At 69.0% G+C, this 21,882-nt stretch carries 19 protein-coding genes and 1 pseudogene; 8 read left to right on the forward strand and 12 right to left on the reverse strand.

Features of this window, described 5'->3' with window-relative positions:
* Positions 1–3: 3 nt before the first annotated feature.
* Together WEB29_02640 and WEB29_02645 are read left to right on the forward strand one after the other, a co-directional pair.
* Positions 4–1,116, forward strand: a complete 1,113-nt coding sequence (locus WEB29_02640; protein ID MEX2135847.1) for an ABC transporter permease — start codon at positions 4–6, stop codon at positions 1,114–1,116.
* A complete protein-coding gene (locus WEB29_02645) occupies positions 1,107–1,493 on the forward strand; it encodes a DUF4260 family protein (GenBank protein ID MEX2135848.1) in 387 nt (128 codons plus the stop codon). The genes WEB29_02640 and WEB29_02645 overlap by 10 nt, the downstream gene beginning before the upstream one ends.
* A 224-nt stretch (positions 1,494–1,717) precedes the next feature.
* On the opposite strand, the gene WEB29_02650 is transcribed toward WEB29_02645, so the two are convergent.
* From WEB29_02650 to WEB29_02665, 4 genes and pseudogenes are all read right to left on the reverse strand, one after another.
* Positions 1,718–1,831, reverse strand: coding sequence for a CBS domain-containing protein (locus tag WEB29_02650; GenBank protein MEX2135849.1), 114 nt, complete (start codon positions 1,829–1,831; stop codon positions 1,718–1,720).
* 17 nt (positions 1,832–1,848) lie between these two features.
* Positions 1,849–2,091 carry a CBS domain-containing protein gene (locus WEB29_02655; protein ID MEX2135850.1) on the reverse strand — a complete coding sequence of 81 codons (243 nt, stop codon included), beginning with the start codon at positions 2,089–2,091 and terminating at the stop codon, positions 1,849–1,851.
* A 30-nt stretch (positions 2,092–2,121) separates the two neighbouring features.
* Positions 2,122–2,370 (reverse strand): annotated as a pseudogene (locus WEB29_02660) (DUF5661 family protein).
* Between the two features lie 91 nt (positions 2,371–2,461).
* Positions 2,462–3,106 carry a hypothetical protein gene (locus WEB29_02665; protein ID MEX2135851.1) on the reverse strand — a complete coding sequence of 215 codons (645 nt, stop codon included), beginning with the start codon at positions 3,104–3,106 and terminating at the stop codon, positions 2,462–2,464.
* 205 nt (positions 3,107–3,311) lie between these two features.
* Between WEB29_02665 and WEB29_02670 the strand changes: the two genes are divergently transcribed.
* Together WEB29_02670 and WEB29_02675 are read left to right on the forward strand one after the other, a co-directional pair.
* Positions 3,312–4,634 (forward strand): multicopper oxidase domain-containing protein, encoded by a 1,323-nt coding sequence (locus WEB29_02670; GenBank protein MEX2135852.1) that lies wholly within the window; start codon positions 3,312–3,314, stop codon positions 4,632–4,634.
* 4 nt (positions 4,635–4,638) lie between these two features.
* A complete protein-coding gene (locus tag WEB29_02675; GenBank protein ID MEX2135853.1) occupies positions 4,639–5,121 on the forward strand; it encodes a hypothetical protein in 483 nt (160 codons plus the stop codon).
* Positions 5,122–5,130: 9 nt separating this feature from the next.
* Here WEB29_02675 and WEB29_02680 read toward each other — a convergent pair whose 3' ends face one another.
* Positions 5,131–5,814 carry a response regulator transcription factor gene (locus WEB29_02680; GenBank protein MEX2135854.1) on the reverse strand — a complete coding sequence of 228 codons (684 nt, stop codon included), beginning with the start codon at positions 5,812–5,814 and terminating at the stop codon, positions 5,131–5,133.
* Positions 5,815–5,839: 25 nt separating this feature from the next.
* The gene (locus WEB29_02685; protein ID MEX2135855.1) at positions 5,840–7,000 is read right to left on the reverse strand and encodes a GAF domain-containing sensor histidine kinase; all 1,161 of its coding nucleotides are present in this window, start codon (positions 6,998–7,000) and stop codon (positions 5,840–5,842) included.
* Between the two features lie 148 nt (positions 7,001–7,148).
* Between WEB29_02685 and WEB29_02690 the strand changes: the two genes are divergently transcribed.
* Positions 7,149–8,222 (forward strand): multicopper oxidase domain-containing protein, encoded by a 1,074-nt coding sequence (locus WEB29_02690; protein ID MEX2135856.1) that lies wholly within the window; start codon positions 7,149–7,151, stop codon positions 8,220–8,222.
* A gap of 75 nt (positions 8,223–8,297) precedes the next feature.
* On the opposite strand, the gene WEB29_02695 is transcribed toward WEB29_02690, so the two are convergent.
* On the reverse strand, positions 8,298–8,693 hold the full coding sequence (locus tag WEB29_02695) for a nitroreductase family deazaflavin-dependent oxidoreductase (protein MEX2135857.1): 396 nt from the start codon (positions 8,691–8,693) through the stop codon (positions 8,298–8,300).
* A 93-nt stretch (positions 8,694–8,786) separates the two neighbouring features.
* Between WEB29_02695 and WEB29_02700 the strand changes: the two genes are divergently transcribed.
* Complete coding sequence (locus tag WEB29_02700) at positions 8,787–13,220, forward strand: DEAD/DEAH box helicase (GenBank protein ID MEX2135858.1); 4,434 nt, start codon at positions 8,787–8,789, stop codon at positions 13,218–13,220.
* Between the two features lie 209 nt (positions 13,221–13,429).
* Here WEB29_02700 and WEB29_02705 read toward each other — a convergent pair whose 3' ends face one another.
* Genes WEB29_02705 through WEB29_02725 form a run of 5 tightly spaced genes read right to left on the reverse strand, consistent with a single transcriptional unit; the run spans position 13,430 to position 18,977 of the window.
* Positions 13,430–14,275, reverse strand: a complete 846-nt coding sequence (locus tag WEB29_02705; GenBank protein ID MEX2135859.1) for an energy-coupling factor transporter transmembrane component T — start codon at positions 14,273–14,275, stop codon at positions 13,430–13,432.
* A gap of 23 nt (positions 14,276–14,298) precedes the next feature.
* Positions 14,299–14,868: an ECF transporter S component gene (locus WEB29_02710; protein ID MEX2135860.1), complete on the reverse strand. Its 570-nt coding sequence runs from the start codon at positions 14,866–14,868 to the stop codon at positions 14,299–14,301.
* 41 nt (positions 14,869–14,909) lie between these two features.
* Positions 14,910–16,583, reverse strand: a complete 1,674-nt coding sequence (locus tag WEB29_02715; protein MEX2135861.1) for an ATP-binding cassette domain-containing protein — start codon at positions 16,581–16,583, stop codon at positions 14,910–14,912.
* A 4-nt stretch (positions 16,584–16,587) separates the two neighbouring features.
* Entirely contained in the window at positions 16,588–17,427 is an 840-nt protein-coding gene (locus WEB29_02720) for an SAM-dependent chlorinase/fluorinase (GenBank protein MEX2135862.1), read from the reverse strand.
* Positions 17,428–17,456: 29 nt separating this feature from the next.
* A complete protein-coding gene (locus WEB29_02725; GenBank protein ID MEX2135863.1) occupies positions 17,457–18,977 on the reverse strand; it encodes an MBL fold metallo-hydrolase in 1,521 nt (506 codons plus the stop codon).
* Positions 18,978–19,034: 57 nt separating this feature from the next.
* On the opposite strand from WEB29_02725, the gene WEB29_02730 reads away from it, so the two are divergent.
* Both WEB29_02730 and WEB29_02735 read left to right on the forward strand, forming a co-directional pair.
* The gene (locus WEB29_02730; protein ID MEX2135864.1) at positions 19,035–20,120 is read left to right on the forward strand and encodes an ATP-dependent DNA ligase; all 1,086 of its coding nucleotides are present in this window, start codon (positions 19,035–19,037) and stop codon (positions 20,118–20,120) included.
* 52 nt (positions 20,121–20,172) lie between these two features.
* The gene (locus WEB29_02735; GenBank protein MEX2135865.1) at positions 20,173–21,879 is read left to right on the forward strand and encodes a DUF885 domain-containing protein; all 1,707 of its coding nucleotides are present in this window, start codon (positions 20,173–20,175) and stop codon (positions 21,877–21,879) included.
* Positions 21,880–21,882 lie beyond the last annotated feature (3 nt).

Raw genomic sequence — 21,882 nt, forward strand, 5'->3', positions numbered from 1 at the left:
CCGATGCGCCCCTTTGGGATCCGCGTCGGGGTGTTCTGGGCGCTCTTCGTGGCGAGCGTCCTGATGTTCGTGCGCAACCGCGCCGCCGTCTTCTTCAGCCTCTTCCTGCCGCTGATCATCATGCTGATCTTCGGCGTGCTGAACTTCGAGGGCCCCACCACCATTCAGCTCGGCGTGGTCGACGAGGCGCAGAACGAGGCGAGCGCCGCGCTGATCGACGGCCTCGCTGCCTTCGACTACATCGAGCAATCGAGCGGGTCGCGCGAGGCGGAACTCGCTGAGCTCGAGGACGGCGGTCTCGACTTCGTCCTGCTCATCCCGTCCGGGTTCGATCCCCAGCCCGAGCAGGAGACCGGGCTGGTGGCATACGCCTCGACCGCCGATCCACAGGGGGCGCAGGTCGGGCAGGGGCTGCTGCAGCAGGCCGTCGGCCAGGCCCTCTTCGCGCCGGCTGGCGACAATCCACCAGGCGGCGTGTTTGGGGCACCGCCGGTCCGTTTCGAGTCGGTCGAGTCGCGTGACCTGGGCTACATCGACTTCCTGGCGCCGGGGATCGTGGGCATGACCGTGATGCAGCTCGGCCTGTTCGGGGTCGCCTTCGGCTTCGTGCGCCTGAAGAGGACCGGTGCGCTCCGCCGCCTCTTCGCCACACCCACCTCGCCCGCGTACTTCCTGGCGGCGCAGGTAGCGTCTCGGCTGATGATCGGCTTCGTCCAGGTGGTGATCCTGTTCGGCATCGCCATCTGGTTTGGACTCCAGATGTTCGGCGACTACGGCAGCCTGGCGGTCATCGTGCTGCTCGGCTCGGTCATCTTCCTTGCGGTTGGGTACTCGATCGCAGGCTGGGCGAAGAACGAGGACCAGGCGGCACCGGTCGCCAACCTGATCAGCCTGCCGATGATGTTCCTCTCCGGCGTCTTCTTCCCGCGGGATGCGATGCCGGATCTCCTGGCCAGCATCACGCAGTTCATGCCGCTCACCTACGTCAACGAGGCGCTGCGCGCCGTGGTCAACGACGGCGCCAGCCTCGCGTCGCTCGGACCGCAGCTGCTGGGGATGGGCGTCTGGGCGGCCATCACCTTCGTGCTTGCGGTTAGGCTGTTCCGGTGGGAGTAGGGGCCGGAAAGCCGATGGGCGGGCTTGCGCTGCTGCTGCGCGCCGAATGGCTGGCCACCTTCATCGCCGGCGTGGTCATCTACCTGGAGTTCGGCGGCCACCCACTGCTCCTGCTACCGCTGCTGCTGGGACCGGATCTGTCGATGGTCGGCTACCTCGCCGGGCCGCGCGTCGGCGCCCTGACCTACAACTCGGTCCACAACCTGGTGGTGGCGCTCGGCCTCCTCGCCGTCGGCTGGTTCGCGCCGGTCGCGCCCCTGGCGCTGGCTGGGGCGATCCTCATCGCCCATTCCGGCATGGACCGATCGCTCGGCTACGGGCTCAAGCTGCCGACCGACTTTCGCGACACGCACCTGGGCCGCATCGGCCGGAGCTGACCGCATCGGCCTCCTGTCAGCGAGCCGCGTCGTACGGCCACGCCCGCCCATCCGCGGCACACGACAGGCGAGGATCGCGCTCGTCCTCGAGGGTCTCGAGCCGATGACAGTCGAGGCATTGGCTGACCGGGACCAGCCCACGCCGCGGACAGTCGACGCGACCACGGACGACATCGCGCGTGACGGCGTCGCAGACTATCCAGGATCCTCGGGGCGAATGGGTCTCATGCACCGCGTGCACCGATCGAGCGCACCAGATCGGTCGTCGACAGGATCCCGATGGGCAGGCCGCCATCCGGCTCGACGACCACCAGTCGGTGGACGCGATGCTCCTCCATGCTGGCAGCGGCATCCGTCAGAGAGACATCGGCTCCGACGTCAGTCCGGGAGCTTTCATCGCAGTCGCGACGGGGAGGCCTTGCCAGGCAGCGTAACGCGGGCCACTGGCCGCTGCCATCACATCGGTGCGGCTGAGCACACCAATCAGGGCGCCGTCCTGGTCGACCACCGGCAGCCCGCTCACCCTGCGCTCTCGCATGAGGCGTTCCGCGACGGTGAGCGGTGTGTTGTCACGGATGGTGACGGGCTGGTTGGTCATCACGTCGCGGACCCGAACCTGGCGGCCCTCGGCGGCGGCCTCCACGACGGCCAGACGGGTGTAGTAGTCGGGCAACTCCCGCAGGTGGGCAAGTGCGATCTTGGCGGTGAGGAGCGGATCGTCATCGGTCACGTTCGTGAGCGGATCACGGCGTCCGTGCTCGAGCTCGACCTCCATGCCGATGCGCAACTGCTCCGGGTCGACCTCACCGGTAACGCCCAGCTGAACGGCCAGGGCGACTACCTGTTCAGGGCTAAACGATGCGGTGGTGGCAGTCATCGGTCTTCTCCTTGCGTCTCATGCGGGTCCTGGCCGGCGTTGCCGCGCCGGCACGGCGGGGGGCCCGAGCACCCGCGCTCCCTGCGTTGCTCTAGGACGTGGATCGGGTTGCCCACACGAGGCCGGCGCCAATGAGCAGGAACGTGGCGCCCACGCCCGCGACCAGGCCGGCCAGTGCCAGGCCCAGTTGGAGCGCGGAAGCCGTGACGGTGCCGACCCCCAGCTCGCCGATCAGGCCGTGAGCGGTGCCGCTCCACGCCTGGGCGCGAGCGGGTCCCTCGATCGGATGCGCCCGATCGAACTGGCTGAAGTAGCGCCCGTCGACCTCGAACTCGTACGTCCCGGCCTTGAAGAGCTCGCCTTCGTACTCGACGTCCTCGGTCAGCACCACGGTCTGCACGCCGTTCAGGGTGTGGTAGGCGATCGTCGCCATCTGGAACATGTATTCGCTGGCGGTGTTGACGATCGGGTCGTTGGGGTCGAGCTCCGAGTCCACAACCGGGTAACCCCAGTCGTCAGTCAGCAGCGCCATGATGGCTTGCGCGCCCTCGGTCTCGCCGCGGTCGACCAACACGCCCTCCTCGTTGTAGGTGAGCTGAACGTCCTGCGCCGCACTGAAGGCCTTCAGGGACGCAGTCCCCTCCTGGACCTTGAGGAAAGCAAAGCCACCGGCCGCGAGGAATGCGAGGCCGATGAGCCCGAGGACGATGCCAAGTGCTCGCAGTCGACTGGTCATTTGGATTTCCCTTCCGTGCGTGCGGGTCTTTTTCGTTGCCCATACCCACTGTCGTCGCCCGCCTGGCTGGAGGCACGTGTCGCATGGACCGATTCGGAACGGCCGTGCGGCCCGCGAGGACCGGGCCGTTTGGCCCTAGGGTCTCCGTCCCACGCTCACCTACCGTGCCGGGGACGTCCTGTTCCTTAATCGCCACGGAGAAGCAATGCCTCGCTCCCTCGCCCTCTGGCTCGCCTTCACCATTGCGGGCTCGATGTTCGCGCTGGTGCTGCTCCTGGCCGCCGTCGTTCTCGGCACGCCCGGCAGCGGAGGTGATGCGCAGTTTTCACCTGCCGCGTCAGCTGCCGCAGGACCACTGGGCACCATCGAGATCCACGCATACGACCTGGGCTTCGAGCCGGCGATGGCCCACGTCACTTCGCCGGGCCGCTACCGCGTCAGCTTCGTAAACGACGGAGGCGTCCGCCACGACCTCACCTTCGCGGACGGGACGAAGATCGAGGCGGCGCCTCACGCCACCGCGGCCGGCGAGGTGACCATCTCCGCGGCCGGCCTGACGTTCATCTGCTCGGTCCCCGGCCACGCCGACGCCGGGATGCGCGGCGAGGTGATGGTCACCGGCGGCCCGGCGATGACGCCGGCGCCCTCGGCGCCGATCAGCGCCGAGGAGCTGCGTGACGCCGATGCGGCGCGCACGGCCCAGTTCCCTGCCGAGACGGAGGGCAGGGGCAACCAGATCTTGGAGCCCACAATCCTCGACGACGAAACCAGGCAGTGGGAGATAACCGCCTCAGTCATCCAGTGGGACACCGAGCCGGGAACGATCCTCGAGGCGTACGCCTACAACGGGACCGTCCCGGGGCCCCAGTTGCGCGCCGAGGTCGGCGACAGGGTGCGGATCATCCTCCACAACGAGCTGCCGGTCCCGACCACCATCCATTCGCACGGGCTGATGGTGCCGAGCGCCATGGACGGGGTGCCGGTCATCAGCCAGCCGGCCGTCATGCCCGGCGAGTCCTTCACCTACGAATTCACGCTGCGCAATGCGGGCAGCCACATGTACCACAGTCACTTCATGGCCGACCACCAGGTGCCGATGGGCCTCCTGGGCGCGTTCGTGGTGACGGATCCGGAAGACTCGGCCGAGCCGGCCGCGGACATCGACTACACGATAATCATCAACGACGGGCCGCTTGGCTTCACGCTCAACGGTAAGGGCTTCCCGGCGACTGAGCCGATCGTCGCCACCCAAGGGCAGACGATCCGGGTGCGCTACATGAACGAGGGGCTCCAGATCCACCCGATGCACCTGCACGGGATGCGGCAGCTCGTCATCGCCAAGGACGGGTACCTCCTCCCCGATCCGCACTTCGAGGACACGGTGCTGGTCGCGCCAGGCGAGCGGATCGATGTCCTGGTTGAGGCGACGGAGCTGGGCGCATGGGCCTTCCACTGCCACATCCTGACCCATGCCGAGGGGCCGGACGGCATGTTCGGGATGGTCACGGCGCTCATCGTCGAGGAGTAGGGCGATGGCCGGCTCACAACCCGCGCCGGCCCGGCTCAGCCACCTTGTCGTGCATCGCGCGTCCGCCGTCGACCAGGCCAGGCTCGCGTGGGCGGTCCGGGCGGCGCGAGCGTGGCTCGGCCCCGAGGTCGATGAGGCGCCCGAGGGGATGCACCGCCACCACACCGACCTTCGGCTCAGGGTCGGTAATCGTCCGTCGCTGGTCACCTTCCGCAAGGCAGCATATGTCGACATCGGGCCGGTCGAACAGCTCAACGACGGCTGGCAGGTGGAGATCAGCTGGCGGGCCGCGACCATGGCTCCGCTCTTCCCGGTCTTCTCCGGCTCGCTCGTGGTCCGCGCCGGGGAGATGACGCTGTCGGGCTGGTACGCGCCGCCGGGCGGGGAGTTGGGCCGGTTTGCGGATCGCGCGCTGCTGCACATTGCCGCCACGGGCACCGCCAACTGGCTGCTGGGCGAGCTCGAGCGTGCGGCGCGCGGATCCTGAGGACGACGTTCAGCTGTCGCCGGGCGACCCGAGGCGATGCTTGGCCACGAATGCGGCGGCCTGCCCCCGGCGCTGGAGCTCGAGCTTCGAGAGGATGCTGCTGACGTAATTCTTGACGGTCTTGTCCGAGAGGAACACCTCGGCGGCGATCTCCTTGTTGGTCTTCCCTTCGGCCACGAGCAGCACGATCCTGCGTTCCTGCGCTGTCAGCTTGCTCAGCTCATCCTGCTCGCCGCCGGACGCCGCGCGCCGGACACGCTCGAGGACCCGTTCGGTGACCGCGGGGTCGAGGAGCGAGTCGCCGCGCCCCACCGCCTCGAGCGCAGCCACCAGGTCGCGGCCGCGGATCTGCTTGAGCAGATAGCCGCTGGCGCCGGCAAGGATGGCCGACAGCACCGCTTCCTCATCGGGGTAGCTGGTCAGCATCACGACGCGCGTCGCGGGCAGCTCGGCGCGGATGTCGCGGCAAGCCTCGATACCGGAGCCATCGGGCAGACGCACGTCCATCACCACCAGGTCGGGCTCGAACCGGCGCACTGCGGCGAGCGACTCGGCAACGGTCCCGGCCTCGGCCACGACCTGGAACTCGTCGCGACGAGAGAGGAGCGCCACCAATCCCTCGCGCACGACCTCGTGGTCATCGACGATGAGGAGCCGCAGCGGCGGGCGGCCCGGCGTCGGGTCGCTGCTCATGGCCTGTCCATCCTTCACGTTGCGCCTACTCGGGGAGCGGCAGCACGACGATGATACGGGTCCCACGGCCCGGCCCGCTCTCGACCAGCAGGCTCCCGCCGAGCGACTCCGCGCGGCGAAGCATGTTGGCGAGCCCGTGGTGGCCGCCCCGACCGGGCGTACGGGCGTCAAAGCCTTTGCCGTCGTCCGCGATCTCGAGTCGGACCTCGCCGTTCGCGGCCGTGACCTCCATCGTGGCGCGCGAGGCGTCGGCATGGCGGACGACGTTGCTGAGTGCCTCGCGCGCGATGCTGATCAACTCAGCGCCGATGGTCGGCGCGAGCCTCGTGTCCCCGACCGACTTGACCTCGATGGGCATCGAGCCGTTGAGGCGTGCCTCCTCGGCGAGCGTCTCGAGGGCCGAGGCCACCACTCCCGGGCCATCGAGACCGGGTCGCAGCCCGTAGATGAAGGTCCGGATCTCGGCAATCGCGGCGTGGAGGGCGTCAATAGCACGATCAACCCGCTCGGCCGCCGCCGCCGGGTCCTGCAGGGCGATCTCGGGCACGTCGTCGAGGCCGAGCGTCACCCCATAGATACGCTGGATGATGCCGTCATGCAGGTCGCGACCGATCCGCTCCCGCTCCTCCACCACCGCCAGCGCCTGCACACGCTCACTGAGCCGTGCGTTCTCGATTGCCAGCCCGGCATGGGCTGCGAAGCGCTCGACGAGCGTCTGGTCCTCCGCGCTGAACTCCGCGGCGCCCCGCTTGTTCGTGAGGTACAGATCCCCAACCGCCTGCCCCTTGACGGTGATCGGGACGCCCAGGAAGGAGTGCATCTCAGGGTGATTCGGCGGGAAGCCGTGGCGGCGCGGATCCTCGGCGATCTCGGGGATCCTGAAGGTCTGCCCATTGCGGATGATCAGCCCCAGCAGCCCATGGCCGCGCGGCAGGGCGCCGATCCGCTCCCGCGCAATCGCGCTGAGCCCGCTGGTCATGAATCGCTGAATGACCCCGTCGGGGCGGGCGATCCCGAGGGCCGCATATTCCGCATCGGCCAGGTCGCGCACGCGGTCGACGATCAGATGCAGGACGGCCTCCAGCGCAAGCACGCCCGAGATGCCCTGGACCGCGACGTCGAGCGCGGCCAGGTGCGCCTCGGCGCGGCGGGCGCGCACCTCCCAGCTCACCTCCGCCTCGTTCACGCTCTTAGCGTAGCCGCCGGCCGTCGCCCTTAGGTGCCATCGGCCCACCACGGATGTGCCGAATGGCACGTGATGCGCTCACCTGCGCTCTGGCCCAATGCACGGGTCGGACTCCCAGCGCCCGTCGAAGCCGGGCAGAGAAGGAATCATGGGCCGTATCGTCCTCTTCGCCTCCGCGGTCGCAAGCGTGCTGCTGCTGACCCTCATCTACGCCTTCATCGCAGTGCAGAACAGAGGGAGCGCCGCCGCGTCGCCGACGCCACCCGGCGGTCAGTCGCCGGTTAGTAGCATCGAGCCGCCCCCCGCCGGGGTGGCCAAGGATCCGAACGCGCCGCCCTACGCGCTGCGCGACCCCGTCGCCCCCAAGCTCGGGGACTCGAGGGAGATCGCGATCGACCTCTCCATCGTCGAGAAGCAGATGACCGTGGCCGACGGCTTCGTCCAGACCGTCTACGCCTACGGTCTGACCACAGAAACGGCCACCGCCCCCGGTCCAACCCTGCGCGTCAGGGTGGGCGACACGCTGCGTGTCACCTTCAAGAATCCGGCAAGCAACGCCATGCCGCATTCGCTCGACTTTCACGCCTCGATGGTCGCCTGGAACGACGAGATGCGTGACATCAACCCCGGCGAGGAGCTGCTGTATGAGTTCACGGCCACCAAGGCAGGCGTGTTCATGTACCACTGCGGGACGGCGGGGGTCCTGAGCCATCTGATGAACGGGATGCACGGGATGATCATCGTCGAGCCGGAGGGCGGCCTGGCGCCGGTCGACCGTGAGTTCTTCATGGTCCAGGGCGAGTGGTACCTTGGGCCCCAGGGCCAGGTTGGCGACCTTGCCAAGGCGACCGCGGGCGCGCCGGATCCTGAGTTCGTGACCTTCAACGGGATCGCCACCCAGTACAAGGACAATCCGATCCAGGTCGACCTGGGAGAGCGGATCCGTGTCTTCGTCCTCGATGCCGGCCCGAATCTGGACTCCTCCTTTCATATCGTCGGCACGATCTTCGACGAGGTGATCAAGGAGGGCATTGCGCTGCGCCGTGGGAACGAAGGCAACTGGGGTTCGCAGGCCGTCGACCTGAGCCCGGCGCAAGGCGGCATCGTCGAGTTCACCCTGGCGGAAGACGGGCTGTACCCATTCGTCACCCACGCCTTCAACTTCCCGGATAACGGTGCCGTGGGCCTGTTCCAGGCGGGGGACGGCGATCCACTGAACTGACCGACCGCGATGCGCGGTGGAAGCTCGGAGCTGCCGCGCACGATGAGGGCCGGTCCAGCATTGGGCCGGCCCTTGTTACGCCGCCTTGTCGAACGTGACCTCGACCAGGGGTGAGCGTTGCAGCATCACGTCGAGGTCAGTGCGGCGCCAGTTCTGCGCCACCCGCTCCATGACCGCCCTTCGCTCGACCGGCTCGACGATCGCCCGGGCCGTGGCCGGCAGGTCAGCCTGTACCGCTCGCTTGAGGTGAAAGATGAGGCGGGGATTGGCGAGCAGATTGGCGTACCAGCTGCGGCGTCCCGGGAGGCCGCTGATGATGATGCGGCCGTCCATGTTGTGGAAGACGAGCTCGACCCGTCGCGGCTGGCCGCTCCGGCGTCCGATGGTGGTGATGTCGATGGTGTGGCCCCGTGTCAGGGCCCGCGCGATGCGCTCGTCGACGGCGCTGCTCGCGGTGGTTTGGTTGCTCATGCAACCAATTATAGTCCGATTCGGCCGCGGACGGATCGAACCGGAATAGAACGGGTGTTCGCATGGGGCCGGGGGCGCTAGACTGACGGAGTCGTGTCCGGGACCGATCCTCTCGCACCCTTCTCGGCGCCCACTCGGGCCTGGTTCGCCGAGGCCTTCGCCGAACCGACCCGCGCGCAGGTTCTGGGCTGGGCAGCCGTCTCTGCCGGGCGGCATACCCTGCTGCACGCCCCGACCGGGAGCGGCAAGACATTGGCCGCCTTCCTTTGGTGCCTCGACCGCCTCTTCACCGATGCGGCACGTCGCCCCCGCGAACGGCGATTGCGGGTCCTGTACGTCTCGCCGCTCAAGGCCCTCACCTACGACGTGGAGCGCAACCTGCGCGCCCCGCTGGCCGGCATCCGGCGCACGGCCGAGCGCCTGGGCACGGAACTGCCGGAGGTGCGCGTCGCGTCGCGGACGGGTGACACTCCGGCCGAAGCGCGGCGCCAACTCGTGCGCGACCCGCCCGAGATCCTCGTCACCACGCCCGAATCGCTCTACCTGTTGCTGACCAGCCAGGCGCGCGAGGCGCTGCGCGGCGTCGAGTACGTGATCGTCGACGAGGTGCACGCCATGGCCGGCACCAAGCGTGGGGCGCACCTGGCGATATCCCTGGAACGCCTCTGCGCCCTGACCGACGCCGAGCCGCAACGGATCGGCCTGTCCGCCACGCAGCGCCCGCTATCGGCGATCGCCGCCTTCCTGGGCGGCACGGGTCGGGTGGTGGAAGTTGCCGATGCGGGTGCCGGCAAGACCCTCGAGCTGGAGGTGATCGTCCCGGTCGAGGATCTCAGCCACCTTGCCGACGGGGCCGCCGAGGACGACGCCCCGGAGAAGCGCCACTCGATCTGGCCGAGCATCTACCCGGCTCTGCTGGAGCTGATCCGGGCGCATCGGTCCACCCTGGTATTCGTCAACTCGCGTCGCCTGGCGGAGCGCATGAGCAGCCGCCTGAACGAGCTGGCCGGCGAGGAGCTGGTGCTGGCGCATCACGGCAGCATCGCTCGCGAGCAGCGGCTGCGGATCGAGGAGGAGCTGAAGGCCGGGCGGCTGCCGGCGCTGGTGGCGACCTCCAGCCTCGAGCTGGGGATCGACATGGGAGCGATCGACCTGGTCGTGCAGATCGAGGCGCCGCCCAGCGTGGCCGCAGGACTGCAGCGAATCGGGCGGGCGGGGCACCAGGTCGGCGAACCCTCGATCGGCAAGATCTTCCCGAACCACCGCAGCGGCCTGCTGGAGGCCGCCGTGGTGGTGCGCCGCATGCTCGACGGGGCGATCGAGGAGACGCGCATCCCACGCAACCCGCTCGACGTCCTGGCGCAGCAGATCGTGGCCATCTGCTCCGTGGATCCCTGGACGGTGGACGCGCTGCACGGGCTCCTCATCCGGGCCGAGCCGTTCCGCGACCTCTCACGGCAGCAGCTCGAGGGGGTGCTCGACATGCTCTCCGGCCGCTACCCGTCCGACGAATTCGCCGAGCTGAAGCCCCGCGTGGTGTGGGATCGGGGCGCCGATACGATACAGAGCCGGAACGACGCCCGGGTGGTGGCCGTCGTCTCGGGCGGGACGATCCCGGATCGAGGTCTCTTCGGCGTCTTCCTGGCCGGGGAGGAGGGCGGCAAGGGACACCGCGTCGGCGAGCTTGACGAGGAGATGGTCTACGAGAGCCGGGTCGGCGAGGTGTTCCTGCTCGGCGCCTCGTCCTGGCGCATCGACGAGATCCGCGCTGACCGCGTCATCGTCACGCCCGCTCCCGGGCAGCCCGGGAAGATGCCGTTCTGGCATGGCGACGCTCTGGGCCGTCCGGTCGAGCTGGGGCGGGCCATCGGGGCCTTCGTGCGTGAGATGGACGGCCTGGAGCCTGCCGTCGCCGAGGCTCGGCTGCGCGACGACCACTTCCTGGACGAGCGGGCCGCGCGGAACCTGCTCGCCTACCTCGCCGAGCAGCGCGAGGCAACCGGCACCCTGCCCTCGGACCAGGTCGTGGTGGTCGAGCGCTTCCGCGACGAGCTCGGCGACTGGCGGGTCTGCCTCCTGTCGCCGTTCGGAGGCCGCGTGCATGCCCCCTGGGCGATGGCCATCGAGGCGCGCCTCGCCGAACAGGGGCAGCTGGTGCAGACGATCTGGACCGATGACGGCATCGCCCTGCGCCTGCCGGAGGCAACGGAGCCGCCGCCCGAGGATCTCTTCCTGCTCGATCCCGACGAGATCGAGCGATTGGTGACCGATGCGCTGGGCGGAACCGCTCTCTTCGCCTCGCGCTTCCGCGAAAACGCGGCGCGTGCGCTGCTCCTCCCACGCCGGCGACCGGGCCAGCGCACGCCGCTCTGGATGCAGCGCCAGCGATCCTCCGACCTGCTGGCGGTGGCGAGCCGCTACGGCTCGTTCCCGATCATCCTCGAGACGTACCGCGAGGTCCTGCGTGACGTCTTCGACCTCCCTGCGCTGGGCGACGTGCTGCGAGGGATCCGCGCCCGCCAGATGCGGGTGGTCAGCGTCGAGACGAGCTCGGCGTCCCCGTTTGCCTCCGGGCTCCTGTTCAACTGGGTCGCCGCCTACATGTACGAGGGCGACGCCCCACTGGCGGAGCGACGTGCGCAGGCCTTGGCGCTGGACCCCGAGCTGCTCGCCGAGCTGCTCGGCGAGGAGGAGCTCCGGGAGCTGCTCGATCCCGCAGCGACCGCCGATCTCGAGCTCGAACTGCAGGGCCTCGTGGGCGGGCGGCGGGTGCGCACCCTCGACGGGATCCACGACCTGTTGCGGCGGGTCGGCGACCTGCGATCCGACGAGGTTGCCGCGCGGACCGACCTTCCCGACCCGCTGGCGGCGCTCGCCGCGCTCGAGGCAGATCGCCGCATCGTGCGGCTGCGCCTGGGCGGCGAGCCGCGCTGGATCGGGATCGAGGACGTGGCGCGATACCGCGATGCCGTTGGCGCCAGCCCACCGGCCGGCGTGGCGGAGACCTGGCTGGAGGCCACTGGCGATGGGCAGCCGCCGCTGGACGGACTGCTGCTGCGCTGGGCCCGGACACACGCCCCGTTCATGGCCGGCGCCCCGGCCGGGCGCTGGGGAGTCGCCACGGAGCGCGTCGGCGAGCGGTTGCGGGTCCTGGTCGAGTCCGGCGCGCTGGTGGAGGGATCGTTCCGCCCCGGCGAGTCGGAGCATGAGTTCGCCGATCCCGAGGTGATGCGCGCCCTGCGCCGGCGCTCGCTGGCGCGGCTGCGTCGCGAGGTCGAGCCGGTGCCGGTCGAGGCACTCGCCCGCTTCCTGCCCGCCTGGCATGGAATCGGCAGCCGAGCGTCGGGCGCCTCGCGTCTGCTCGAGGTCATCACCCAGCTGGAGGGCTATCCAATCCCGGCCTCGATCCTCGAGCGCGATGTGCTCGCGTCACGCGTGGCCGGCTACGCGCCGCGACTCCTCGATGAGCTCGGCGCGGCGGGGGAGGTCGTCTGGATCGGGCGTGGGCCGATCGGCCGCGACGACGGCCGCCTGGCGCTCTTCCGCCGGGAGCGGGCCGAACTGCTCGCATCGGCTGGGGCGTTCGAGCCCGGCGACCGACCGAGCGGCCCGCTGCACGACGCCATCCGGCAGCAGCTCGAGCGTCGCGGGGCGACCTTCTTCGGCCCGCTTCGGGTGAACGTCCGGGACGCCCGCACCGACGATGAGCTGCTGGACGCGCTGTGGGACCTGGTCTGGTCGGGTGAGGTCACGAATGACACGCTGGCGCCGCTCCGCGCGCTGTCGCTGCCGCGCTCGCGCTCACGCACGAAGCGACCGGGGCGCCCCGGCGGCACCGGGCCGCCGCGCGCCGCCGGCCGCTGGTCGCTGGTGGCCGACCTGGTCGGCGAGGGCCGCTCTCCCACCGAGCGCAGCCATGCCCAGGCGCTCGCTCTCCTCGAGCGACACGGCGTGGTCACCCGGGAGGCAGTGCTTGCCGAGGGGCTCGCCGGTGGCTTTGCCTCCGTCTATCCCGTCCTCAAGGCGATGGAGGAGGCCGGGCGGGCCCGGCGCGGGTACTTCGTGGCGGGCCTTGGCGCGGCGCAGTTCGCGATGCCGGGAGCGGTCGATCGCCTGCGCGCGGCGCGGGACACGGACGCGGAGGGCGGTCCGGAGATCCTGATCCTGGCGGCCGCTGACCCGGCCCAGCCATACGGCGCCTCGCTGCCGTGGCCGCGCGACGCCGAGTCCGAGCGCCTGTCGTTGGCGCGGGCTCCGGGTGCCTACGTCGTGACCGCGGACGGCGTCCCCGCCCTGTATGTCGAGCGCGGTGGGCGCGGTCTGGTAACGCTGCCCGCCGTGAGGGAGGAGGAGATAGCGTCGCTCGCGCTGGCAGCGCTGCCACGGCTGCTCGCCCCATCCGGTCCGCTGAAGGAATTGCGCCTCGAGCGAGTGGACCGGGCGCCGCCTGGGGAATCGGTGCTGGCCGGTGCGCTGCGCGGCCTGGGGTTCCGACCTTCGTATCGGTCCTGGCTGCTGCGGCCCTGAGTGCACCGGCGGGGGAGAATCCAAAGAGGGCGTGAAAAATGTCCCGGAGGAACCTCACCCCGACCCCTTGATGCAATCTCGGGACCGTGGTCCGGCTCCTCCGGAACAAAAAGAACTGTAGGGGCTGCCGCCAACCCTGCCTAGGGGACTTCTCCACGACTTTTCAGCCGGGCGACGGAGTTATCCACGCCTCATCCACAGCACCACGGCTACCCGCCCACCAGGAACGGCAGCAGGTAGTGCGGCGAGCGACCGCTGAAATTCAGGAAGGTGGCGGCGGCAACGAAGGCCACGAACAGGCCGATGACGGCCCAGTCTGATCGACCGTAGCGCAGTTCGCGCAGCCATGTGCGGCGCTGCACGCCAAAGGCGCGCAGATCCATGGCATCGATCGTGTCCTCCGCTCCGGCGATCGAGCCCACCGTGACGGGGACGAGGATCGGTGCGGCGCGGCGCAGCCTGCTGATGAGCCCGCCCTTGCGAGCGGTGGGGTCATACCCACGAACACGTTGCGCGTCAATTGTCTCGACGACCTCCGCCGCCAGGGTTGGAATGAACCGGATGGTCAGGTCGACCATCACCGCGATCCGATCGCCGATGCCCAGGCGTCGGAGGGCGACTCCCATATCGCCGGGCGCGACGGCGTAGGCCACCGGAAACCCCACCGCCGCGAATGCGAGGTAGCGAACCAGCTGGCTGGCGCCCAGGCTGATCCCCTCTGCGGTCAGTTCGGCTCCGAACGGCGGGATCGTCAGGATCACGTGGGTCGAGGCGCCCGCGAAGGTGCCGGATTGTCCACCGGTGATCAATGCGTTGACGAGGGCGAAGACCGCGATCACCACGATCAGGTACGTCCACTGCAGGCGGACCGAGCGCCACGGGATGCCGGCGGTGGCGTAGTAGCCAAGGGCCAGGATCAGCACGACACCCAATTGGCGCACATCTCGCAGCTGGATGGCCCCGAACACCACGAGGAGCGGTGCGAGGATCAAAACGCGAGGGTCCCGGCGTGAAAGCCAGGACCCTCGCCCGAGATAGGGGAACGCAGCCCGCATCGTTCAGCTGGCTGCAGTCATGGTCAGCGTCCGAGCTGCTCGCGAAGCGGCTCCCACGCATACACCAGGATCGGCGTCACGACGGCCGCAGCAATCGAGTTGCCGATCACGGTTGGGATGTACTCGGTGGTGAGGATCGTGTTGAAACCCAGCTCGGGCTGGATGATCAGCTCGATCCAGATGAAGAGGAACCCGATGACCGTGCCGACCACCCCAGCAACCGCTGAGGTCACCGCCCTGCTGTTCAGGGTCGTCATGCGGCTGGCCATCCAGAACGGGAAGAGGCCCGCTACCAGTCCGGCAAGCCCGCCGGCCACGCTCCACCACCACGAGCCAAACGCGCTCCCGTAGGCCAGCTGATCTCCCAGGGTGTTCCCGACGAAGCCCACCAGAAAGCCTGCAAGTGGGCCGAAGGCGAAGCCGAAGAACGTGACCAGGCCGAACTGCGGGCGAATGTTGACGTTCTGGGTTCCAGGGATCTGGATGGCAAATGTCGCCCAGTTGAGAACCGCGTACAGCGCAGCGCCGATCGCCGAGTAGACGATCACACGCGTGGTCAGTGACCAGGCCCCATCGGGCTTTTCCATGCTCATGGTTGTCATAGGTCTCCTCTGCCTCCCTCGTGGTCAGGCGCTCAACCGAGCGCCTGACCGATCTCCCCCGCCTCCCTCTTTGACCTGGCCACGATCCAGCCTGCAAGCTCTTCGGCGGCCAGGAATGACCCGGTCCTGCTGCCCCACTCCGTGTTCGCCTCCATCAGCGATGTGTAGCGGAGATTGCATGCGGTCCAGCGATCGCGGTCCGCGATCACCTCCAGTGGCGGCCCGTCGGCGACGATTCGACCGTCGCGCATCAGCAGGATTCGATCGGCGTGGGCCAGTGCCAGGTCTGCATCATGCGTCACGAAATAGACGCTTTCGAGTCCCTCGATCCTCTCAACCTCCTTCATGAACCCCGTTGCGCTCCGATGGTCCTGCCCCGAGGACGGCTCGTCAAGCACCAGCGTGCGTGGCTCAATGGCCAGCGCTACCGCGATCGCCAGGCGCTTCTGCTGCCCGAACGACAGGGTAAGCGGTGGCCGCGACTGGATATCCGGCTCGTCTGCCAGGTTGACGCGTGTCAGGGCATCGGTCACCAACGAGTCAAAGCGGGCAGGGTCCCTTGCCAGGTTGATCGGTCCGAACAGGATCTCGTCGCGAACGGTGCGAGCAAAGAGCATCTGGGATGGATTCTGGAACACGTAGCCGAACGTGCCCGCCAGGTCGGCGACGCTGCGGCCGGCGGTCGGCTCCCCGTCCACGACGATCTCGCCATGCATCGTCTGGATGAGGCCGATGGCGGCCTTGAACAGCGTCGTCTTGCCGGATCCATTTGGTCCGAGCACGGCGACCGTCTCCCGCTTGCCGAGCGACGCGCTGACCTCGTGGAGGACCTGCCTGCCGTCGTAGCCGGCGTCAACCGCTGACCACTCCAGTCGTGCGGGTCCGGCGTCCATACCCTTGGCCACGGCTCGCGACGCAGCCGCCGCCCGATGCTGCTGCCCAATCGCACGCTCGAGCACGATGGCGAAGGGAAGCTTCACGCTCGCAGGATCGGCCATGGCCAGAAAGCCCTCCACCCCGCCGAGGTAGTGCGGCGATCCATCCTCGAGGTAGAGCACGCGATCCGGCAGGGCGTCGAGGACGTCCTCGACCCGGTGTTCGACGATCACGACGGCCGTGCCGTTGTCAGCCAGCCGTCGCACCAGCGCCAGGAGGCGGTGCGCAGCAGCCGGATCGAGGTTGGCCAGCGGCTCGTCGAGGACCAGCAGGCGCGGCTGCAGCATGAGCGCGCCGGCGATCGCCAGCTGCTGGCTCTCCCCACCCGACAGCTCGTCGGTGGTCCGTGAGGTGAGATGGTCGATGCCGCTCGCCGCCGCGAGCTCCACCAGGCGCCGACGAATCTCTGCCCTGGGGACTCCCAGGTTTTCCGGACCGAAGGCCAGCTCGCCCTCAACCGTGGATGCCACGAGCTGCTTGCGCGGATCCTGGAGAACCGTGCCCACCAGCAGGGCGAGGTCGCGGAGTCGGAGGTCAGCTGTGGCCCGGCCGTCGATTGCCACGCGACCTGAGAGCTCGCCTCGGTACGCGTGCGGGATCAGGCCGTTGATGGCGCGAATCAGGGTGGACTTGCCGCAGCCGGAGGGTCCAGCCACCAGGAGCACTTCACCTGCCTGGACGGTGAACGAGAGGTCCCGAATCGCCGGCTCGGTGGCGCGTCGATAGCGAAAGGTGAGGGATTCGACCTCGAGCAGCGGGCCGTCGGCCATCGGCTCAGGCAGGCTCGAGTCGCACGGGGGTGTCGAGATCGAGACCAAGCTGCTCGGCGGCCGATCCGAGGTTGACGGCCAGTGCCGGCCCGGCGTAGTCGGCATCCTCGAAGAGGAGTGGCGAGCCGACCGCGACGTCCGCGAAGGTCGCCACCCACGGCACCTTCACGCGTGCCGCATGGTGCGCGCGGCGCGCCGGAAGGACGAGGTCGAACCAGCGGCCGCGTTCCATCTCGCCGAAGGCGGTGACCAGGTCCGAGGTCTCGCCCGCGAGACGACAGTTGCCGAATGCGTCGATGAGCAGGACCGACGTGTCGAGTCCGCCGTCGCGGGGCGTGGCTATCGGCAACTCGAGCTGTGTAATGTCGGTCGGGTCGAGCGTGGGGCCGACCGTTTCGAATGGCGTGCCACCGGCGAGGTGTGCCGCAACCGGCGCGAAGATGTCGCGCCCGTGGAAGGTATGCGACACACTCGGCAGCCAGAGTGCGCGGTTCTCGAGGGCTCGCGCCGCCACGATGCCACCCAGGGCATGAGCAGCCGGCACCAGCAGCCCGTTGTCAGGCCCTACCAGGTAGTCGCCGCGACCCACCTGCAGGGCAATCGGCCGACGGGCCGTGCCGACCCCCGGGTCGACGACGGCCACGTGGACGCCGATCGGGAAGTACGGGACGCTGCGCGCCAGCAGGAACGCCCCGTCCCGCAACGCGAAATGGCGGATTGCGTGGGTCACGTCGACCAATCGCGCGTCGGGGGCGATGTCAAGCATCACGCCACGGCACACCGCTGGCGCGCTCGAGCCGACACCGAAGTCGGTCATGAACGAGATGAACGGTCGGTCGGTCATGGGCGGCATGCTAGCCAACCCCGGCGCGCTCAGCGCAGCTGGACTGTCTCCAGGTAGGCCGGCAGATGAGCCTCCAGCCCCAAGGAACGGATCCGTGTGGCAAAGGCCTCGGCCGCATCGGGGTCGCCATGGGTGACGAACACTCGCTTCGGCTTGCCGTCGCCGCCATTGGCGCCGCCCGCCTTCGCGAAATTGCCGAGCCAGTCGTCGAGCTCGTGCTTATCGGCGTGCGCGGAAAAGCCCGAGATCACGCGCACCCGGCACTTGATCTCATACGCCACACCGTCGATCTTGGCCGCCTTGGCGCCCGATTGGATGTGACGTCCGAGCGTCCCCTCGCCCTGGTAGCCGATGAACAGCAGCGTGCAGGCGGGGTCCGGCAGGAAGTCCTTGAGGTGATGCATGATCCGCCCGCCGGTGAGCATCCCGGAGCTGGCGACGATCATCAGCGGCCGCGGCTGGGTCCTGATCCCCTTCGACTCGTCAACCTCGTTGGTGTAGGTCTCGCCGGGATAGGCGAGCGGGGATTCCCCGGAGCGCAGCAGGACGGCGGTCTCCTCGTCGTAATCCTCCGGGTGACGGAGATACACGTCGCTGGCGCGGCTTGCCATGGGGGAGTCGAGGTAGAGCGGCAGGCGCGGAATGCGCTGGTTGCGATGGAGCTCGTCGAGCACCCAGACCAGTTCCTGCGTGCGCCCAATCGCGAAGCTGGGGACCAGCAGCACCCCGCGATCGGTGGCGACCTCGTTGATCGCCGTCGCCAGCTCTTCGATGGCCTGCTCGTGCGGCGCGTGCTCGCGGTTGCCGTAGGTCGACTCGACCAGCACGAAGTCGCCGTGGCTGATTGGCGTCGGGTCGCGCAGGATCGGCGTCTCGTCGCGCCCGAGGTCGCCGGAGAAGACGATCGTGGTTTCGGCCGCCCCCTCGCTGATCCGCAGCTCGATGATCGACGAGCCGAGGATGTGACCTGCATCACGAAAGATGGCCGTGACACCGTCGAGCACCTCCACCCGGGTGTCATAGCCAACCGGCCTGAACTGGGTCGCGGTCTGCTCGACGTCGGCCATCGAATAGAGGGCGACGCGCGTCATCGTTGTCCCCTCGGCGGGCGCCGCTCGCAGCCTGGCGGGCATCTCGGCGTTGTTCTCGACCGCGGCCACCTCACTGGCCAAGTCGGCATCGTGCGTGGCCGCCTGGTCCGGGTGCTTCCTGCGCCAGCGCGATTCGGCCTCTTCCTGGAGCTTGGCGGCGTCGCGCAGGACGATCTCGGCGAGGTCGGCGGTGCCCGAGGTGGCGTAGATCGGTCCGCGGAAGCCCGCCTTGACCAGGGCCGGGATGCGGCCGCAATGGTCGAAATGGGCGTGGGTCAAGAGCACGGCATCGAGGGCCGCGGGCTCAAAGGCGAACGGCAACCGATTGCGGCTGACCTCATCCGGCGAGCCCTGGAACATGCCGCAGTCGACGACGATGCGGCGATCACCTGCGGTGACCAGGAACTGAGAGCCGGTGACCGTTCCCACGGCACCGAGGAACTGCAGGGTGATGCCCATCGGCGGAGAGTATGCGGGACCGACCATGCCCGGCACATGGCGCTACGATCCGCGCGCATGTCGTTTCCATTTCCACCACCGATCGAGCCGATGCTGGCCAAGCCCACCCCGGAGCTCCCGGTCGGCGAGGGCTGGCGCTACGAGCCGAAGTGGGACGGCTTCCGGGCGCTCGTCTTTCGAGATGGTCCAGAGCTATACCTCCAGTCGCGGGAGCTGAAGCCACTGGACCGATACTTCCCGGAGCTCCTCGAGCCCCTTCGCGCGGTGGGTGGTCCCGAGGCTCGCTTCGTGCTCGACGGAGAGATCGTCATCGCCCGCGACGGCGGGCTGGAGTTCGAGTCGCTGCTGCTGCGCATCCATCCCGCGGCATCCCGCGTCGCGATGCTGGCGGCCGAGATGCCCGCCTCGTACGTCGCCTTCGACTGCCTGGCCGAAGGGACCGATGACCTGCGTGAGGCACCGCTTGACGAACGCCGCGGCCGGCTGGAGAGGCTGCTGGCCGACCCGCCGGCATCGGTCCTGCTCACGCCGGCGACCAGCGATCCGGTGGTGGCGCGCCACTGGTTCGACGTCTTCGAGGGGGCCGGGCTGGATGGCGTGATCGCCAAGCGCGCCGATCTGCGGTACCTGCCCGGCAAGCGTGAGATGGCCAAGATCAAGCACCTCCGCACCGCCGACTGCGTGGTGGCCGGCTTCCGCTGGCACAGGAAGGGGCCCGGCACGATGGTCGGCTCGCTGCTGCTGGGCCTCTGGAACGATGCCGGCCAGCTGCAGCACGTCGGCGTCACCTCATCGTTCACCGAGGTGAAGCGCCGCGAGCTGGTTGCCTTCCTGGAGCCATACCGGGTGGACGCCCTTGACGGCCATCCCTGGCGTGAGTGGAAGGAATGGGAGGCCGCGGCCGAGGGGAATCGCATGCCGGGAGCAACGTCGCGCTGGAACCGCGGCAAGGACCTTTCGTGGGAGCCGCTGCGCCCGGAGCTGGTGTGCGAGGTCGCGTTCGACCACCTGCAGGGCGACCGCTTCCGGCACGGGACGACCTTCAAGCGCTGGCGGCCGGATAAGCCTCCTGCGGAGTGCCGCTATGACCAGCTCGAGGAGACGCCACCCGCCCTGCTGGCCGACCTGTTCGGCGGCCGATGACCGGGTACACTCCACGCCGCCTCGATCGTCCAGACAAGGAGACCCTGCGCCCGTGAGTCACGACGACCCGAACGCCGCCGTCAATGAGCTTGCTGATCGCTTCTGGGACGGAGTCCTCGAGCGAGACCCGGTGTATGCCACCATCCTGGGCGACGACCGCTTTGACGACCGCCTCCCGGACCTCGGTGAGGCCGGCAGGGCCGCGGACGAGGCCTCCTTCCGCGAGACGCTGGCCGAGGCGGAGGCGATCGATCCGGCCGCGCTCGACCCCGAGCAGGTCATCACGCGCGACATGCTGATCCTGGTCGCCAGCACGCACCTCGAGGCACTCGAACAGAGGCAGTACCAGCTGGCGATCAACCACATCTTCGGCACACAGACCATGCCGGTCCGCATCGCCCAGTACCAGATCTCCGACACGCCCGAGGGGCTCGAGCGCCTGCTGACCCGTTTCGGTGCCTATCCTGCCGCAATCCAGCAGGAGATCAAGACCCTGCGCGAGGGGGTGGAGGATGGTCGCACCGGGGCGGCGATCCCGGTGCGCAAGGAGATCGAGCAGATCGAGCGCATGCTTGCCGTTCCCGCCGAGTCCTTCCCCGCGGTGGCCATGGCACACGTCGCCGATGACGCCGCCCGGGAGCGCGTTCGCGCCTCGGTCGAGGCAGACATCTATCCGGCCCTGCAGCGGCTGCGCGATTTCCTGGCCGATGAATACGAGGCTCAGGCCCGCCCTGAGCCCGGCCTCTCGACCACGCCCGGCGGCGAGGAGGCGTATCGGCTCGGGATCCGCATGAACACGACCATTGACACCACCCCGGACGAGGTGCATGCGTTCGGGATGGAGGACTTGGCGCACATCGAGGCCGAAAAGGACGAGATCGCGCGGCGGGCCGGATATGGCGACCGCGTCGCCTACGCCAAGGCGCTTGGCGAGGATCCGGCCAATCACACCTCCTCGCGAGAGCGCATCGTGGAGCTGGCGGCCGAGCAGACCGCTCGCGCGTTCGCCACGGCGCCCCGCTATTTCGGCCGCCTGCCCCGAGCCGATTGCGAGGTCAAGGCCGTCGAGGAGTACCGCGAGCGCGAGGTGCCGCCCGCCTTCTACATGCCGCCCTCGATCGACGGTTCGCGGTCCGGCCAGTACTACCTGAATACGTACCAGTCCGAGGCGCGGGACCTGCACAAGATCGCCGCGATCACCTTCCACGAGGCCACGCCTGGGCACCACTTCCAGCTCGCCATCGAGATGGAGCTCACCGGTCTGCCGGCCTTCCGGACTCTCGGCTCCCGCCTGGCCGGGGCGGCCTACTCGGAGGGTTGGGGCCTGTACTGCGAGCGGCTCGCCGACGAGATGGACCTCTACCGCTCCGAAGCCGAGCGGCTCGGGATGCTGGACGCGCAGTCCTTCCGCGCTGCCCGCCTGGTCGTTGACTCGGGGCTGCACGCATTCGGCTGGAGCCGCGCCCGGGCCATCGAGTTCATGCACGAGCGCGGTTCGCTGCCCCCGATCGATGCGGAGATCGAGGTGGACCGCTACACCATCTGGCCGGGCCAGGCGCTCGCCTACAAGATCGGTCAGCGGGAGATCGAGCGTGCTCGGCGCGAGGTGAGCGAGTTCATGGGAGACCGATTCGACCTGCGCGCCTTCCACGACGAGGTGCTGGCGCACGGCTCCCTGCCGCTGGCGACCCTCCGCCGCGAGATCCCCGGCTGGGTCGAAGCGGCCGTGACGGCGCGCGAGGGCGCCCCCGCGGGCTGAGTG

Source organism: Chloroflexota bacterium (assembly GCA_040902225.1).
GTDB lineage: Bacteria > Chloroflexota > Limnocylindria > QHBO01 > QHBO01 > CF-167.

Bases quoted from the DNA above. Each gene is read 5' to 3' on its own strand.
- WEB29_02640 (MEX2135847.1), top strand. From the start codon at position 4: ATGCGCCCCTTTGGGATCCGCGTCGGGGTGTTCTGGGCGCTCTTCGTG.
- WEB29_02650 (MEX2135849.1), bottom strand. From the start codon at position 1,831: ATGGAGGAGCATCGCGTCCACCGACTGGTGGTCGTCGAGCCGGATGGC.
- WEB29_02655 (MEX2135850.1), bottom strand. From the start codon at position 2,091: ATGACCAACCAGCCCGTCACCATCCGTGACAACACACCGCTCACCGTC.
- WEB29_02665 (MEX2135851.1), bottom strand. From the start codon at position 3,106: ATGACCAGTCGACTGCGAGCACTTGGCATCGTCCTCGGGCTCATCGGC.
- WEB29_02670 (MEX2135852.1), top strand. From the start codon at position 3,312: ATGCCTCGCTCCCTCGCCCTCTGGCTCGCCTTCACCATTGCGGGCTCG.
- WEB29_02675 (MEX2135853.1), top strand. From the start codon at position 4,639: ATGGCCGGCTCACAACCCGCGCCGGCCCGGCTCAGCCACCTTGTCGTG.
- WEB29_02680 (MEX2135854.1), bottom strand. From the start codon at position 5,814: ATGAGCAGCGACCCGACGCCGGGCCGCCCGCCGCTGCGGCTCCTCATC.
- WEB29_02690 (MEX2135856.1), top strand. From the start codon at position 7,149: ATGGGCCGTATCGTCCTCTTCGCCTCCGCGGTCGCAAGCGTGCTGCTG.
- WEB29_02695 (MEX2135857.1), bottom strand. From the start codon at position 8,693: ATGAGCAACCAAACCACCGCGAGCAGCGCCGTCGACGAGCGCATCGCG.
- WEB29_02705 (MEX2135859.1), bottom strand. From the start codon at position 14,275: ATGCGGGCTGCGTTCCCCTATCTCGGGCGAGGGTCCTGGCTTTCACGC.
- WEB29_02710 (MEX2135860.1), bottom strand. From the start codon at position 14,868: ATGAGCATGGAAAAGCCCGATGGGGCCTGGTCACTGACCACGCGTGTG.
- WEB29_02715 (MEX2135861.1), bottom strand. From the start codon at position 16,583: ATGGCCGACGGCCCGCTGCTCGAGGTCGAATCCCTCACCTTTCGCTAT.
- WEB29_02720 (MEX2135862.1), bottom strand. From the start codon at position 17,427: ATGACCGACCGACCGTTCATCTCGTTCATGACCGACTTCGGTGTCGGC.
- WEB29_02725 (MEX2135863.1), bottom strand. From the start codon at position 18,977: ATGGGCATCACCCTGCAGTTCCTCGGTGCCGTGGGAACGGTCACCGGC.
- WEB29_02730 (MEX2135864.1), top strand. From the start codon at position 19,035: ATGTCGTTTCCATTTCCACCACCGATCGAGCCGATGCTGGCCAAGCCC.